Source organism: Kitasatospora sp. NPDC048715, assembly GCF_043198905.1.
Taxonomy (GTDB): domain Bacteria; phylum Actinomycetota; class Actinomycetes; order Streptomycetales; family Streptomycetaceae; genus Kitasatospora; species Kitasatospora lactacystinica.
The window spans coordinates 124,957-140,136 of record NZ_JBICVH010000013.1 but is presented as its reverse complement, the minus strand read 5'-3'; the positions used below and the strand labels follow the sequence as shown (position 1 = coordinate 140,136).

The 15,180-nt window shown below is 74.3% G+C and carries 8 protein-coding genes and 2 pseudogenes; 4 read left to right on the top strand and 6 right to left on the bottom strand.

Annotated elements, in window-relative coordinates:
* Positions 1 to 237 precede the first annotated feature (237 nt).
* Both ACGFSC_RS24245 and ACGFSC_RS24240 read right to left on the bottom strand, forming a co-directional pair.
* Entirely contained in the window at positions 238 to 3,204 is a 2,967-nt protein-coding gene (locus ACGFSC_RS24245) for an RNA repair domain-containing protein (RefSeq protein ID WP_359897192.1), read from the bottom strand.
* Positions 3,204 to 5,003 carry an RNA ligase family protein gene (locus ACGFSC_RS24240; RefSeq protein WP_359897193.1) on the bottom strand — a complete coding sequence of 600 codons (1,800 nt, stop codon included), beginning with the start codon at positions 5,001 to 5,003 and terminating at the stop codon, positions 3,204 to 3,206. Before ACGFSC_RS24240 ends, ACGFSC_RS24245 begins: the two co-directional genes overlap by 1 nt.
* Before the next feature lie 198 nt (positions 5,004 to 5,201).
* Here ACGFSC_RS24240 and ACGFSC_RS24235 point away from each other — a divergent pair, with 198 nt between their 5' ends.
* From ACGFSC_RS24235 to ACGFSC_RS24220, 4 genes are all read left to right on the top strand, one after another.
* On the top strand, positions 5,202 to 5,987 hold the full coding sequence (locus tag ACGFSC_RS24235) for a class I SAM-dependent methyltransferase (protein ID WP_359897196.1): 786 nt from the start codon (positions 5,202 to 5,204) through the stop codon (positions 5,985 to 5,987).
* A gap of 261 nt (positions 5,988 to 6,248) precedes the next feature.
* Positions 6,249 to 7,340, top strand: coding sequence for a hypothetical protein (locus tag ACGFSC_RS24230; protein ID WP_359897197.1), 1,092 nt, complete (start codon positions 6,249 to 6,251; stop codon positions 7,338 to 7,340).
* Complete coding sequence (locus ACGFSC_RS24225) at positions 7,295 to 8,011, top strand: flavodoxin family protein (protein ID WP_359897199.1); 717 nt, start codon at positions 7,295 to 7,297, stop codon at positions 8,009 to 8,011. Before ACGFSC_RS24230 ends, ACGFSC_RS24225 begins: the two co-directional genes overlap by 46 nt.
* A 53-nt stretch (positions 8,012 to 8,064) precedes the next feature.
* A complete protein-coding gene (locus tag ACGFSC_RS24220) occupies positions 8,065 to 8,661 on the top strand; it encodes a hypothetical protein (protein WP_359897201.1) in 597 nt (198 codons plus the stop codon).
* A 256-nt stretch (positions 8,662 to 8,917) separates the two neighbouring features.
* Here ACGFSC_RS24220 and ACGFSC_RS24215 read toward each other — a convergent pair.
* From ACGFSC_RS24215 to ACGFSC_RS24200, 4 genes and pseudogenes are all read right to left on the bottom strand, one after another.
* Positions 8,918 to 9,385, bottom strand: a pseudogene (locus ACGFSC_RS24215) (DNRLRE domain-containing protein); the annotation flags it as partial.
* A gap of 57 nt (positions 9,386 to 9,442) precedes the next feature.
* Positions 9,443 to 11,818 (bottom strand): annotated as a pseudogene (locus ACGFSC_RS24210) (polysaccharide lyase 8 family protein); the annotation flags it as partial.
* Between the two features lie 198 nt (positions 11,819 to 12,016).
* On the bottom strand, positions 12,017 to 12,979 hold the full coding sequence (locus tag ACGFSC_RS24205; protein ID WP_359897205.1) for a hypothetical protein: 963 nt from the start codon (positions 12,977 to 12,979) through the stop codon (positions 12,017 to 12,019).
* 280 nt (positions 12,980 to 13,259) lie between these two features.
* A complete protein-coding gene (locus tag ACGFSC_RS24200) occupies positions 13,260 to 14,429 on the bottom strand; it encodes a cytochrome P450 (protein WP_359897207.1) in 1,170 nt (389 codons plus the stop codon).
* Positions 14,430 to 15,180 lie beyond the last annotated feature (751 nt).

Genomic DNA, 15,180 nt, shown 5'->3' with positions numbered 1-15,180 from the left:
AGCTCCCATGGGGCTTCGGCCGCATGATCGATGGCTGGGCCGCTGGTGCTCACCGTGGCAAATTTCGGGGGCGATTGTCCAGAAGAGCCCGATGGGCAGGGGTGGTTCGGCAGATCGGAGTCGTTCCGCGGGTGGGGGGCGTCCGGTGGGAGGGCGTGGTCGGGTCGATCGGGACGCTTCGGCGGGTCGGGCGGTTCAGTCGGGCGGGCGGTTGGCAGGTCAGGCGGGTCGGGTGGGTCAGGCGGGCGGTCGGCGGACCGGGGTGGGGACGGCGCCGCCGTCGAGGTACTCGACCCGGACGCCGGGCAGGGTGCGGGACCACGCCCTGGCGAGCGGGGCGAGCCGGGTGGCGGAGAGCGGCGCGGGGCCGAGGCCGATCGGGAGGTGGGCGCGGCCGTCGGCCGTCCGGTACGGGTGGGGCCAGGCGTGCAGCCGGGTGGCCCCCGCGTCCTCCAGGGCGGCCAGCAGGGCGCGGATGCGGCCCCGGACGAGGCCGAGTGACCCCTCGTCGGTGCCGATCACGGCCCAGGCGGCGTGCCGGCGGTGCAGCGGGGGAGCGGCGAGCAGGGCGGGCCACGGGTTTCCGGCGGCCGCCCCGGTCTGATCGGCGGCTTCCTCGGCGTCGATGGCTTCCCCTGCCTCGGCGGCTTCCCCGGCGTCGGTGGCTTCCCCGGTCTCGGCGGCCTCGGTGGCCAGTTCCCAGGCGCGGTAGAGCTCCTCGCTGAGCAGATCGCGGGTGTCGGCGCCGACCTGGGTGGTGCAGCTGCGGACCGGGGCGGAGGGGGTGAGGACAGTGAGCGGGCCCGTGGAGGCCGGCACCTGGTCGCCGGTGAGGGCGACGGGCCGGCGCCAGTCCCAGCCCGCCCAGGTCCCGGTGAAGCGCCGGAAGAGCTCCTCCTCGGGGCTGCCGGTCGCCTCCAGGACCGTCCGGGCGGCCAGCACCGACCAGGCGAGCGAGGGGAGTTGGCCGAACGGCGCGGAGTCCAGGCCGCGCGCCCGGGCCCAGGCCTTGACCTGGCGGGCCAGCCCGACGAAGCGGGCGTGCCGGTCGCCGAGCGCCGTCAGGATCGCCTCGGCGTCGGTGACCGCGCTCAGCGCGACGGCCTCGGCCTCGCCCAACTCCCTACGGTGCTCGACGGCTCGGGCCGGGTCGAGCGCGCCGGTGAAGACCACCACGAGGTCCACCGCCAGGCCGTCGGCGGTCAGCCGCAGCCCCGGCACCCGGGCGCCGCGTACCTCGCGCAGCCCGCGGGCCCCCGGCAGCGCGGCCGCCACCCGGGCGCGGACGGCGGGCAGATCGGCGGGGCCGGGCAGCGCCGCCACCAGGTCCAGGTCGGCCCCGTCCAGCTGGCAGCCGAGCCGCCGGGAGCCGACGGTGTGCACCACGCCCTCGGGCAGGGCCGCCGCGATGCGCCGGGCCAACGCCCGGGCGGTGGAGGTGCGTTGAGGCGGCTCCGGGGCCGGCGAGGCGATCGGCTGCTCGGGCACCGGCCGCACCTCGCCCGTCCCCAGCGAGACCACCGCGCGCGGCCGCATCGGCTCGGCGCCCCGGCGGGAGAGCACCACCAGCTCGCCGACCTGGGCCGAGGCCCCGGGGAGCCGGGCCGCGCAGTCGGCGGCCACCGGCTGGGGGTCGTCGCTGCGCCCGAGGGTCAGGTGCGGGGTGAAGCCCTCCGCCCGGCCGCGGCACCGCGGGAAGCGCCGCTCCAGCGCGTGCCGCAGTGCCGCCCAGGGCGCGGGGGAGCCGGCGGCCGGGTCCAGCCAGACGGTGGCGTCCTCGCGGTGCCCGAAGGTGTGCACGCCCTCCAGTCGCGCGGTGAACGGTGCCGTCTCGGCGGCGGCCGCACCGAGCAGCGGCAGGGCGCGGTCGAACTCGGACTCCGGGACGAAGCCGAACAGCAGGTTGACGTGCGGGGGCCAGCGGCGCAGCTGCGGGTCGTAGGCCTCGCGCAGGCGCTGGATCGGCGGCCACAGCTCCTCGGGCGGCAGCCAGGCGACGGCGGTGCGGGCGGTGGGTGCGGCGTCGAGGACGTCCGGCGGGCCGTCGTCCGGGTCCTCGCCGTCGAGCGCGAGGTCCACGGCCACGCCGTAGTGGTCGGAGGGGAGGAGCCCGTCCCCGGCCGGACGGTCGCCGAGCAGGACGGCCGCGGTGGCGCGGGTGCCGTCGGCGCGGTGCAGGACGCGGTCCAGGCGGCCCGGGCGGCCGGTCAGCGAGGAGACCGCGGCGAGCGGGTTGGCCGTCGGGTCGAAGGTGGGGGTGTCGTCGGCCGGTCCGTGCACCTGGGTCCAGGCGTCCAGCAGGCCGAGCGCGGCGGCGGGGCCGGCCGGGCCGGAGCGGCCGTCGTTGAAGTCCCCGAGCAGCAGCAGTTCGCCCTCGACGCCGGCCAATCCCTCGGCCAGTCGGGAGAGTTCGGCCTGGCGGCGGGCGGCGCCGTCCGGCGAGTGGTCGCTGCTGAGGTGGACGGCGGCGATGGTCAGCGGCGTGCCGCCGGTCCGTACCGAGAGGGCGGCGACGGCCTTGTGCGGGCCCAGCGCGTGCAGCCCGGCCGTGGCCACCGGCAGCCGGCTGAGCAGCAGCAGGCCGTGGTCGTCGACGTCCGGCCCGAGCGGGTCGGCGCCCAGGGTGTACCCGGCGCGGATCCAGGGGGCGGCCAGCAGCAGGGCGACCAGGGCGGGCTCGACCTCCTGGAGGGCGATGACGTCGGCGTCGGCGGCCTCCAGGGCGGCGAGCAGCAGGGGGCGGCGGCGGGCGGTGGCGATCCGGTCGGCGTCGTAGCGGTCCCACAGGGTGTTCCAGGTGACCACGCGCAGGCCGGTGGCCGCCGGGACGTCCGTGGCCGCCGGGACGCCGGTGGCCACCCGGGTGCCCGGGCCGGCCTCGGTGGGCCGCCAGCCGCCGCCCGGATGCCAGGCGTGCGGGACGGTCGCGGTGAAGAAGGGCGAGGGCAGCAGGGGCGGGTCGGTGCGGTGCCCGGCCTCGGTGGAGTCGAGCAGGTCCACGCCCGAGGCGCGGTCCCAGACCCGTACGCCGTCGGCCTCGACCCAGTGCACCCGGTGCCAGGGGATCTCGCCCGAGGCGGCGAAGGCCTCCAGCGGGACGCGCTTCGTGCGGTTGTCGCGCTGGCGCACGCCCAGCGTGAACCGGGCCGGGTCGAAGCGGGCGTCCCAGCGGATGCGCTGGCAGACCTGTTCGATGGGGCGCATCACTCCTCCTCCTCGTCGAGGGTGCCCGCCGTGTCCTCCACGATGCCACCGGGGCCCACGTACCAGGTGCGGTGCGCCTGGCCGGGGTAGGGCGGTCCGAAGCGGTGCAGCTGCGCGGTGAGCACCGCTTCGGGCACCGGGTGCGGGCGGACGGCGTTGCGGCGCACCAGCTCGTCCTCGCCGACCGCCAGGACCACCTGGGTGATCAGGGCGTCGCGGCGCTGGGCGACGGCGTGGACGTGGGAGCGCTGCTGGCGGTTGAGCGAGGTGGCGTCCCAGACCGCGGTGGCCGCCTCGCCGTCGCCCGGGGCGCACAGGGCGGCGTCCAGCCGGGCCAGCCCCTCGCGCAGCACCTCGGCGTTGTCGCGCTGGTCGGCGCGCGAGCCCCGGGCGGCGCGCAGGTCGTCCAGCGAGATCCGGGCGGTCACGCCGGTGAGCCCGGCGGCGAAGCTGCTCTTGCCGCTGCCGGAGGGGCCGCACAGGTGGACCAGCCGGGGGAAGCGGCCGTCGCGCCAGCGCCAGGTGGCCGCCACGGCCTCCTCGGCGGTGGCGATCCGGCCGAGGGCGTACGCCTCGCGGGCCTGGGCCCAGCAGCGGTCGGCGGCGTCGCGGTCCAGACCGGCCAGCGCCTCGCGCAGCCCGGCCCGCAACCGGGCGAGCGGCGCCCCGTCGAGCAGCCCGGCGTCCTCGGCGTGCAGCGCGGACCAGGCGACCTGCTCGCGCTCCGCCCGTCCGGGGGCGGCGGTCGCGGCGACGGCGTGCAGCACCCCGAGGTCGGCGGCGGCCGAGAGCCGGACCAGCCCGGCGCGGCGCTCCCCGTCCGGGTACGGCTGGTGGAGGGCCGGGTGCAGCCCGACCAGGTCGGCGACCCGCCGGGCCAGCGGCAGGCCGAGCGGCCCGGCGAGCCGCGGCGCCAGCGACTGCCGGCGGGCGGTGCGCAGCGCGGTGGCGAGAACACCGGCCAGCCGGGCGTCCCCGCCCCGGCCCAGTTCGTCCAGTCGGGCCGAAACATCGGCCAACTCCTCGGGCGGGCAGGTGAGTTCGGGAAGGTCCAGGGCGGCCGCGAGGGCGGTCGGTTCGGGCAGCGCGCCGGAGCGCACGGCCCAGAGCGCGGCACCCGGGCCGAGCCCGTTCTCCACCACGGCGGCGTGCATCCAGTGGGTGTCGGTGCGCACGTGCCGCGGGCGGACCCACTTGGCGACCCGCTCGCCGAACTCGGCCCGGGAGAAGCCCCGGACCGTCCGCACCACGTACCCCTCCTGCCGGTCGAGGTCCAACCGCAGGGCGTGCAGGGCCCGTTCGTCGTAGCGGCCGCGCCACAGCACCCGCGGGGCGGGGACGCCGAGGCGGCGCAGGAAGCGGACGGTGTCGTCCCAGTCCAGGCAGTGGTCGCGGCCGTCGTCCCGGCTGTCGTTCCGGCCGTCGTCGTGGCTGTCGTTCCTGCCGTCGCGTTCGCCGCCCGTCCAGACCGAGAAGCCGTAGAACCAGCTCTCCAGGTCGGTGTACGGGATCGAATGCCGGGCGAACAGGTTCTCGCCGCAGATCCGCCAGCCCTCCGGGATGCGCGGGGCGATCCGGCCCTGGAGGCCCTTCACCCAGGCGCGGGAGGGGTGGTGCGCGGAGTCCAGCGAGCGGGCGTGCAGGCCGTCGCGGTAGAGCGTGGTGTTCTCGCCGTCGAGCTTCTCGGTGACGACGATCTCGGCGCCGGCCAGCGCGGACAGGTCCCCGGTCCGTACGTCGTCCGCCGCGGCGCCCGGTGACCAGGGCAGATGCGGCGTCCGGGGGTAGTGCACACGCATGTCCTGCTCCCTGGGCGTTCTTGATCCGGCCGACACTGTAGGAGCCGCCGCCGAGCCCGGGCCACCGATTAAACGGCGGTCCCCGGGTGCCGAAGGACCTGGGCCGACACGCGGGCAGGAACGTCCCTGCACCACCGGACCGCGCCCCCGGGGTCCAATGACGCGACCCGACACAACGTCAACAGGGGAGGCCGAGCGGTGGAGACGAGGACGAAGGACGAGGACCCGGTCCGGGTGCTGGACGTGACGAGCGCCGACTACCGCCGGGCGTTCGAACTGTTCCTCGCCGGAACGGACGAGAAGCCGATCACCCACGACCGGCTGAGCGAGATCGTGGCCACCCTGCCGCACCGCCGGGTCCTGCTCGACCTCGGCGCGGGCGACGGCCGCACCACCGCCTACCTGAGCCGCTCCTTCGACCGCACGATCGCGGTGGAACCCAGCGCCGCGATGCGCGAGAAGCTCGCCGTGGCCTGCCCCGACGCCCTGGTCCTCCCGGACCCGCTCGACCGGGCCGACCCGCCCGAGCGGGCCGACCTCGTCCACCTCTCCCACGTGCTCTACTACGTGCCCGAGGCGGACTGGCTCCGCACCGTCAACCGCGCCCTGGACTGGACGGCCCCCGGCGGCACCCTCCTGGTCGTGCTGCAGAACCCGGAGAGCCCCTGCATGCGGATGGCCGCGCACTTCACCGGTGCCCGCTACGACCTCCGCCCGCTCGCCGACCGCCTGCGCGAGCTCCACCCCGAGCACGGCTACGCCCTCGAAACCCTCGACCTCCACTACCGCGCGCCCGACCTCACCGTGGCCGTGGACGTCGCCGAGTTCATGATCAACGTCGCCGACCTGGCCACCCTCGACCCCCGCCCCTCCCGCACGGCCCTGGCCGCCTACGTCCAGGACCACTTCGCCCTCCCCGCCGGCGGCTTCGCCATCGGCCACACCCAGGACATGCTCATCATCCGCCGCGCCGCCCGGTCCTGAGCCGAGCCTCCGATGGCGCTCCGAGGGTGCGGGCCGCCTGGCCGTGACCAGAACTCGATTGCGTCACAGAGAGGTTGGCGCCCCACGGAGCGGGCAGAGCCGATCCAGGCAGCACGTGACCGAGGGGGACGGTGTCCGATGCCTTCAGCCATGCCGTCGAGCGGTTCGGACGGAGCGGGCGCGTCGCGGACCGGCGTTCCGGTCCGACCGTGGACGACCCCCGCCCAGCAGGCGGCGCCGCGCCGGTCGCGGGCCGGCCTGGTGACACAGTTCGTCCTGCAGTTCCTCTACCTTCCGCTGGGACTCGTGCTCGTGATCGGCTGGATGGTCCTGGCGTTCTGGGGAGGCTCCGTCGGCGGCGGCGGTCCCGATGCCGCCGACCTGGCCGACACCCTGGCGGGGCTGTCGGCAGCCGGGATCTCCTGGCGCCGCCTGCGCGTCGAGTGGAACGGCAGGCCCGAGGAGTGGGAGCGGTTCACCGACGAGCTCCTGCGGAACCGTTTCGCCGCCGCCGAGCGGACCAGCGGCTGGAGACCGGCCGAGCTGCCGCCAAGCGGCGTGCGCCGGGCCGTCACGGGTCTCGAACGCCACCACTACCGTGGGCTGACCCCGCTGCGGGTCGAGGAGCTGGCCGGGCGGCACGACTGGTCGACGGACTGGGCGAAGAGCAGGGCGGTGCAGGGACAACTGCACTTCTACCGCCTCCTGCCACCTCCCGTGCCGACCGGTGTGCCCGATCCGTCCGGACCACCGCCCGAGCCCGGAACACCGTGGGGCCCGATGCGCTGCCGGGTGGTGGTTCCCCTGCTCACCCTCGTGCTCGTGCCGAGGGTGAGCCTCCTGGAGCTGCGCCGCAGCCCGAACGCCTACGTGCGCCATCTGCGGAAACACCTGCGGAAACGTTTCCGGGCCGAGCTGGCGCGCGAACGCAGCAGGAACCACTACCGCTTCGACGGGACGGGCCGGGTCCTGCGCCGGGTCGCCGTCCGGGCCCGGCACTACCGGGGCGCGGGCGCCGCAGCCGTCCTGCGGGTGGCGGCCGAACAGGGGCTGGAAGCTCGACCACTCGTTCCCCACCGACCCTCGGCACACCGTTCACCTCTGCCTCCCGGACGGCGGCCGCCACCCCGGGCACTGACGCCGCACACGGGTGCCAGGCCCGCTTCGTCCGCGACTGCCCGGCGCACCGGTCGGCGTGTCGTCAGGCAACCGGCCCAACTGCGCGCGCGTCCGCCCCGTCGGGCTGGTGAGCTGTGCCGGGAGTCCGCGACCCGACCGGTCTCCCCGACGGACCGAGGGAGGACCCCGTGCCGGACACGCCGACGTCGTACACCGACCTGCGCGCCCTGGTGATCAACTGCACCCTCAAGCGCTCCCCCGAACGCAGCCACACCCAGGGCCTGATCGACGTCAGCACCGGCATCCTGGAACGCCAGGGCGTCGCGGTCGACGTCCTGCGGGCGGTGGACATCGACATCGCCACGGGCGTCTGGCCGGACATGACCGAGCACGGCTGGGAGACCGACGAGTGGCCGGTGATCTACTCCCAGGTGATGGCCGCCGACATCCTCACGCTGGCCGGGCCCGTCTGGCTGGGCGACAACTCCTCCGTCATGAAGAAGGTGATCGAGCGGCTCTACGCCTGCTCGTCGATCCTCAACTCCGAGGGCCAGTACGCCTACTACGGCCGGGTCGGCGGCTGCCTGATCACCGGCAACGAGGACGGCGCCAAGCACTGCGCGATGAACGTCCTCTACAGCCTCCAGCACCTGGGCTACACCGTCCCGCCCCAGGCCGACGCCGGCTGGGTCGGCGAGGCGGGCCCCGGCCCGTCCTACCTGGACGAGGGCTCCGGTGGCCCGGAGAACGACTTCACCAACCGCAACACCACCTTCATGACCTGGAACCAGCTCCACCTGGCCCGCATGCTCAAGGATGCCGGCGGCATCCCGGCCCACGGCAACCAGCGTTCCGAGTGGGACGCCGGCTGCCGCTTCGACTTCGAGAATCCCGAGCACCGCTGAGCCGCCGGCCGTCCGCGTGAGGGGGCTGGCACGGCTGGCACGGCCGGCAGTGGATGTTCGTCATCGAGGGCCTTCCCTGCGTTTTCCTGGCCTTTGTCGTCCTCAAGTACCTCCCGGACGGCCCGGCCACGGCCCCGTGGCCGACCGCCAAGGAGGCGGCGCTGGTCAGCGAGGCGGTGACTCGCGAGCAGGACGGTGCCAAGGCCGCCGGGACCAGCTGCGGTTCCCTGCTGACGGTGCTGCGCGACAAGCAGATGCCCATCGCGATCTTCGCCAACTGGACGCATCAGGTGGCGCTCTACTCCGTCGTCCACTTCCTGCCCGGCATCACCGGTGGCTTCGTCGGCTCCTACGACATGGGCTGGGCCGAGGAGAGCACCGGCAACCACCTGGCCGGCCTGTGGATCTCCGTCGTGCTGCTGGCCCTCGGCGCGCGGCGGCCGCCACCTGCCTGCGGTTCTCGCCCAAGGACGAACGGGGCAACGAGAGCTGACCGCTTTCCCGGGCCGGCCGACCGGCCCGGGAACCGGCCCCGCAGCCGGTCGCGCCGGGGGCACGGACGGCAGGTGGCGCCGGCGCCGACTCCGCGGACCGGCACCCCCGGCGACGGCCGGGCCGAGGCCCACACCAGCCCGGAGGCCCGGCGGTGAAACCGGCGAACGATCAGGCCACCACCGGCCGCCCTGCACCGCGCCCGCTCCGCACTTGCGGGCCGGCCTGCCGCCAGGCCCTCTCTCGCGGATCGCCCTCGGACCCATGTCCGAGGCATCGGCCGATCCCGGCCCCGACGAGACCGATCCGCCAGGAACCGGCTCGATCAGGTGATCCGGCAGCGAACTCCTCAGTGTCTCCCCTGATGGGGGCGGCCACCGAATTCATGACACCTCCCGGTGCGGCGGTGGCCGGTCAGGAGCTGATCACCTCCAGGACGGGATGGAAGGCGGTGTGGCTGCGGGCGTCGAGGTTGACGGCGAGGCCGACGGTGGCGAGGGGCTGGAAGAGGGCCAGGGCGAGGGAGGGGTTGCCCGGGGTGACGGCGGAGGTGACGTCGAGGGGGATCCAGTCGGGAGTGGTGGAGATCCGGCCGGTGCCGAGGGGTTGGGCCAGGGCGGGGGCGTTGGCCCAGGTGACGGCGAGTTCGGTCCAGGGGGTGGGGGCGGTGGTGAAGGCCTGGAGGGTGGCGAGGGTGCCGCCGGAGTCGGCGACCGCGCCGTGGACCCAGAGGACGGCGCGGCGGACGGTGCCGGGGACGGCGGTGGTGTCGAACGTGAAGAGGGCGCGGCGGCTGAAGCCGCTGTCGGTGGTATCGGTGTTCTTGACCGTCAGGGTGGTGGCGGTGCCGTAGTTGGTGGTGGCGTAGGAGCCGTCGCGGACGAAGCTGTCCTGAGTGGGGTCGAGCAGGGTCGCGGTGGCGGTCGCCGGGGCACCGGAGGCGGTGGTGAGGGTGATGGTGCGGCCGGCGCCCTGGGTGCCGCCGAGTTCCACCAGGAGGGTGACCGTGCCCTCGGTGGAGAGCACGCTGACGCCTTCGGCGGCCGCGGTGGGGCGGCCCGTGCCGGCGAGGGTGACCGTGACGGTGGCGGCCCGGCGGGACGGGTCGGCGACGGTGACGGTGCGGGTGCTGCCGGTGTCGCGGACCAGCACCGAGCAGGGGGCGGAGGCGGTGAGCGGCCCGGCCGTGCCGGCTGCGAAGAAGTTGGCGGCCGTCACACCCGAGGCGGAGTCGGATATCGCCTGGACCGTACGGGAGTTGGCGAGGGTGGTGACTGTGGGGGCGGCCGCCCGGGCCGCGGTGGCCGCGGCGGTCGCGCCGGGCAGCAGCTGGTACTCGTACCCGGCGTCGGTGGGGTCGGTGCCGTGGTCGAACCAGAGGGTGAGGTAGCGGCGGGTGAGCTGCTCGGTGGAGCCGTTGGTGTTGATGTCGTGCCAGCTGCCGGTGCGGGCCTCGCGCTTCGCCTGGAGGGTGTTGCCGGCGGGCAGGACGTAGCCGCCGAAGCCCGCGACGGCGACGGCGCGGGCGCCGTCGAAGCGCTGGGACCAGCCGAGGGTGGTGGGCTGGGCGGCGCCGTCCACGGTGAGGGCGTGGGTGCCTGCGGGGCCGAGGTTGCGGTTGTCGACGACGGTCTCCACCGGGGTGCCGTCGGTGCAGCCGATGCCCGCGCCGAGACAGACCACCGAATCGTCCAGCAGGAACCAGGACTTGCGTCCGGTCAAGGTGGAGGAGAGGCCGCGCAGGTCCTGGCCGACGGCGGCGTAGGTGCCGTCGGTGGCGCCGCCGGCCCAGGTGGAGTCCGGGCGGGGTGCGCCCCAGGCGCCGCCGGCGGCGTCGGCGAGCGGCTTGGCCGAGACGGTGGTGCCGGGGAGGCGGTACGGGTCCACGGTGGGCCAGAAGGCGTCCGAGTACTGGCCGTTGCCGGAGGTGGCACCCCACCAGGAGAGCATGCCGTTGTTGGTGTGCCAGCCGCGCAGGTGCTCGCCGTTGCCGGTCTCGTAGAAGGTGGTGCGGGCGGAGCAGAGGCTGAGCGAGGCGGCCCAGCCGGAGCGGCGGACCACGGCGCGGTCCATCGCGAACACCCGGGCGCCGAGCGGCTCGGGGGAGGCGGCGGTGGCGGAGTTCAGGAGCGCCTGGGCGCGGGCGAGCTCGGGGACGTCGAGGTAGGCGTTGGAGAGGTAGGGGAGGTAGTAGTCACGGGTGAGCCAGCCCTTCACGGCGGAGCGCCAGGCGGCGGACTGGGCGGCCGGGGCGGCACCGGAGTCGGCGAGGCGGAGGATGTGGCCGATCAGGGTGTGGCCCCGGGTGTGGTCGTCCTGCTGGAGCTGGAACTGGTCGCCGCTCTGGCGGCCCCGGCTGGCGGCCCGCCCGCTGACGGAGTCCATCACCAGGCCGTTGTAGAGGAAGGGCGCGTAGGCGTCGGTGACGGCGTCGAAGACGTTCTGCCGGGACGGGTCGGAGATCTGCCAGGCGGAACCGGCCAGCAGGGCGAAGAGCCTGCTCAGGCCGCCGAGCAGCACCTCGCCGTAGGAACCGGTGTACGGCACCCAGGTGTGCTGCACGAAGGAGCCGTCGGCGTACAGGCCGTCGCCGGTCAGTACGTGCGGGAAGACCGGGGAGAGCGCGGTGGTGGCGGTGGTGAGCTTGGCGGAGGCGCGACCCAGCACGCCGCGCAGGGCCAGGACGCGGCAGAGGTCCACCCGGTTGCCGCCCGTGCTGGTGCCGGTGTAGCTCGACACCTGGGAGTCGGGGACCTGGCGGTCCACGGCGGCGAGCAGGGCGGAGAGCCGGGTGGGCGTCAGGAGGTCGTGGACCAGGACGCAGATGTCGAGGAGGGCCTGCGGGGTGCCGATCTGCCAGTCCCACCAGTTGCCGTAGGCGGTGGCCGTGGGGGTGTAGGCGCCGGTGGTGGTGTTGAGGTGGTTCAGGCCGGTGGTGATCGCGGTGGCGAGGGTCTGGTCACCGGTCAGACCGGTGCCGGGCTGCGCCCAGGCCATGGCCATGGTGCGCAGGCGGGTGTGGGAGGCGGTGACGTTCGCCGAGTTGGTGCCCAGGGGGAGGTCCGGCCAGAGGGAGGTGGAGGCCGGGGCCATGGCCTGGAGCTGGGTGCGGGCCCGGTCGCCCAGGGCGGCGAGGGTGGTGGCGTAGGGGGCGGTTGCCGGGTCGAAGCCGGTGCCGGTGAGCAGGTCGCGCCAGCGGAGGCGGAGGGTGTCGTAGGCGTCGGCCGCGGCCGTGGCGGGGGTGGGGAGGGCGCCGAGCGTGAGGGCGGTGGTACCGATGGCGGCGAGTTGCAGCAGGCGGCGGCGGGAGAGCAGGGCGGGGTTCGGTGCGGCGGGCACGAGGGGGGTCCTCCCTGGAGGTGGGGGCCGGGCGGGACGACGGTAAGCGCTTTCCCGAAGGGACGTCAACGGGAGGGGAGGAGACCGGGAGGGAGCGTGGCAGGAGACCGGTGATCGCTTACCGGGCAGAGGAGGCCGGCTGGGGCAGGGGCACGCCTCCCGAACGGGGTCGGACTACCGTCCGTTCGCGGCCGTCGCCCGCCCGCGCAAGGAGACCCCGAAGCGTGTACGGAGCCGGTGCACCTCCCACCAGGCCACCGCCGTCACCGTCGCGGGTCCGCCGACCACGGCGCACAGCTGGACGGGCGGCGGGCCGGGCGGCAGGCCGCCGAACAGCAGCCCGATCCCGGCGAGCTCCCAGACCACGATGCCGGTGAGGATGGGCGGGAACGTCGCGTGCACCCGGTCCATGGTGAATGCCGTACGGGCCACCGTCGGTGAGGCGAAGGCCACGAACATCAGCACCCAGATCGGCGCCGTCATGACCAGCAGGTCGAACAGCGGCCCGAGGAACAGGCCCTGGACCGACCCCCGCGCCTGCGAGGCCAGCCACAGCAGAGCCGGAACCGCCGTGCACGCGCCCACGTACTTCAGGGCCATCAGCACCGCAGGCCGCACCTGCGCCCGCATGGCCGGTCGGGCGGCCGGCCCGGCGAGCCGGAACAGGACCCCGACCACCACCGGCGTGGTCACCAGCACCAGCACCGGCGTGACCGCCAGCCGGACCTCGAACTGCTCGTCGAGCCGGCCCCAGTCGTCCGCCGACCCGTACACCACGAGGACCCAGAACGCCGCCGCGAGCGCCAGCCACCCCCGGATCCGCTGCACCCGCAGCACCGCCTCGTCGGTGATCCCCGGCGGCCCCGGCACCGCGAACACCCGCCGCGCCTGCCGCCGCGCCGTCCTGGCCATCGGGTAGAGCCCCAGGAGCACCAGCAACGGCCACAGGCAGAACATCAGCGGCACCAGGACCCAGCCCCCGACCGTCCGCCGCATGGGCGCCAGCACCTCCCGCAGGGTCGGCCACTCCTCGCCCCGGAACCGCTGCCACAGCGGGACACCACCCGGCTGCTGCGGTTGGTGGGACCCCTCCCGGTAGGGGGCCCGCCGCAGGTGCTCCTGATCTCCGTACCTCACGCCGAGTTCCTCACGCGCGCTGTGCCCGTCCGCCGACACATGATCAATCCGTCAGCGCCGCACCCTACTGCTGCCCGCCGCGGCCTCACCCACCCGGCCCCGGCTCAACCGAGACGATGGCCGCCGCTTCGACTTCGAGAACCCCGAGCACCGCTGACCGGCCGCGGATGACGGGCGCGGGCGCGGTGCGGTGGTGGTGGTGGTGCGGTGGTGGTGGAAGCGCTGTCGGGTCTGCCGTGCCCCGGCCGGTTCCCGCGCCTGCGGTACGAGAGTCCGCGGATCACCAGGTGACCGGCAACGCCTGCAGGCCGCGGAAGACCAGTTCCGGCACGTAGGCGAGCTCGGACTCGTCAACGGCGAGGCGCAGTCCCGGATACCGTTTCACCACGGAGCCGATCGCCACCCGCATCTCCCGGCGGGCCAGTATCGCGCCGAGGCAGAAGTGCGGCCCGTGCCCGAAGGCGAGGTGCGCTGCCGGTCCTTCGCGCGTGATGTCGAAGCGGCCGGGATCCGGGTACACGCCGGGGTCGCGGTTGGCCGCGACGATGACCGGCAACACCGGTTCGCCCGCCCCCAGTTCGACGCCCTCCAGATCGACGGGCTCGGTCGTGACGCGGACCTCGGCCGAGGTGAAGAGCCTGCTGTAGCGCAGTAGTTCGTCGACCGCCGGTCCGATCAGGTCCGGTGACGACCGCAGCAGCGCGAGTTGGTCCGGGTGGCGCAGCAGGGTCAGGAACGAGTTGCCCAGCTGGTTGACGGTCGTCTCGTGGCCGGCGATCAGCAGGCCTTCGAGGTTGGCCAGCAGCTCGGGTTCGGTGAGGTGGTCGCCCTCGTCGTTGGCGGCGACCATCGCCGAGATCAGCCCGTTGTCCGGCTGCGCCCGCTTCTGACGCACCAGATCGGCGAGCCAGTCCTGCATCTCGCCCTGTGCGGCCCGCAGTTCGTCCGGAGTGATGTTCGTGACGAACAGCCGCCTGGTCCACCTGCGGATGGCCTCCGCCTCGGAGTAGGGCACGCCGAGCAGCTCGCAGATGACCATCAACGGCAGTGGAGCGCAGAGGCCTGCCACAAGATCCGCGGTTGGATCGAGGGAGTCGAGCAGGGAGTCCGCGATGGACTGCACGCGTGGTTCGAGCTGATCGACCATGCGCGGGCTGAACGCCTGCGACATCAGTTTGCGCAGGCGGGCGTGGCGCTCGCCGTCCAGGCTGGAGACCAGTAGCGGGTCGGCGGCGACGGACAGTTTCAGCGGGTTGCCCGGAAGTGTGGCCGCCTCCCGGCTGAACCGGCTGTCGCTCAGAACCTGGCGCACCGCCTTGTAGGAAAGGGCGAGCCAGACGTCCGCCGTACCCATCGACGCGAGGACGACCGGAGCCTTCGCGAGCAGGGTCTCGGCTTCGGGCTCGTTGTCGAGGTGGTGCGGTGTGGTGAGGGGAAACGTGGCTCGCATCGCTGCCTCCTGACTGGATGTCACCAGGTCCGGGCGCCGGGTGCCGGGCGCGAACGGCCGGGGCCGATGCACGGATCGGTGACAGCTGGGTTGTGTGCCGCCGGGGGGCGGTGGCGCTTCGCGATCGTCTCGACGTCGAGGGGGTCGAACGGTTCGGTCGGAGCCGTCGGTGGCGCCGGTGGTCGGTTCGCTCGATCCGGGTGGTGATCGCCGTGCGGAGGTCTTCCCGCGTGGGCGGATGGCGGTCGAGGACGTTCTTCTGCGCGAGTGCGAAGGGGATTCTAGGGCGTTGTCACCGGCGGCGTCGACGGTGCCCGTGAACCCGGCCCGGTCGTGGCGGTTCGGGGTGTGGACGAACTACTGTGACCGAACCGGCAGGTTCACCGGCAGATTCGCCGGCGGGTCCGCCGGCGGACACTGCGGCGGGCCGTCGTTGAGAATCGGCGCGTTTCATGGGGCACGGGACGGATTTCGCCACGGCGCCTTGGTCGTGCAGGCATATGACGTTGTGATGTGCCTCGTTTGAGACAGCCTCCGCATGGCCTATGGCGACGGCGTGATGTTGCTGCCATGCTCGTCTGCGCGGCGGGGCGATCATCGCCTCGGCCCCCACGCTCAGCTCACCAGTGCATCTTCCTCGGAGAGCGTCGCCGGCGCTGTCGCTTTCGAGGGACCGCTCCACTGATCCAGGCGCCCGAAGCGCCGTCGAGTCCGGGTTCGGATACCACCGGGCCGCCGGGCTGCCCGCTCG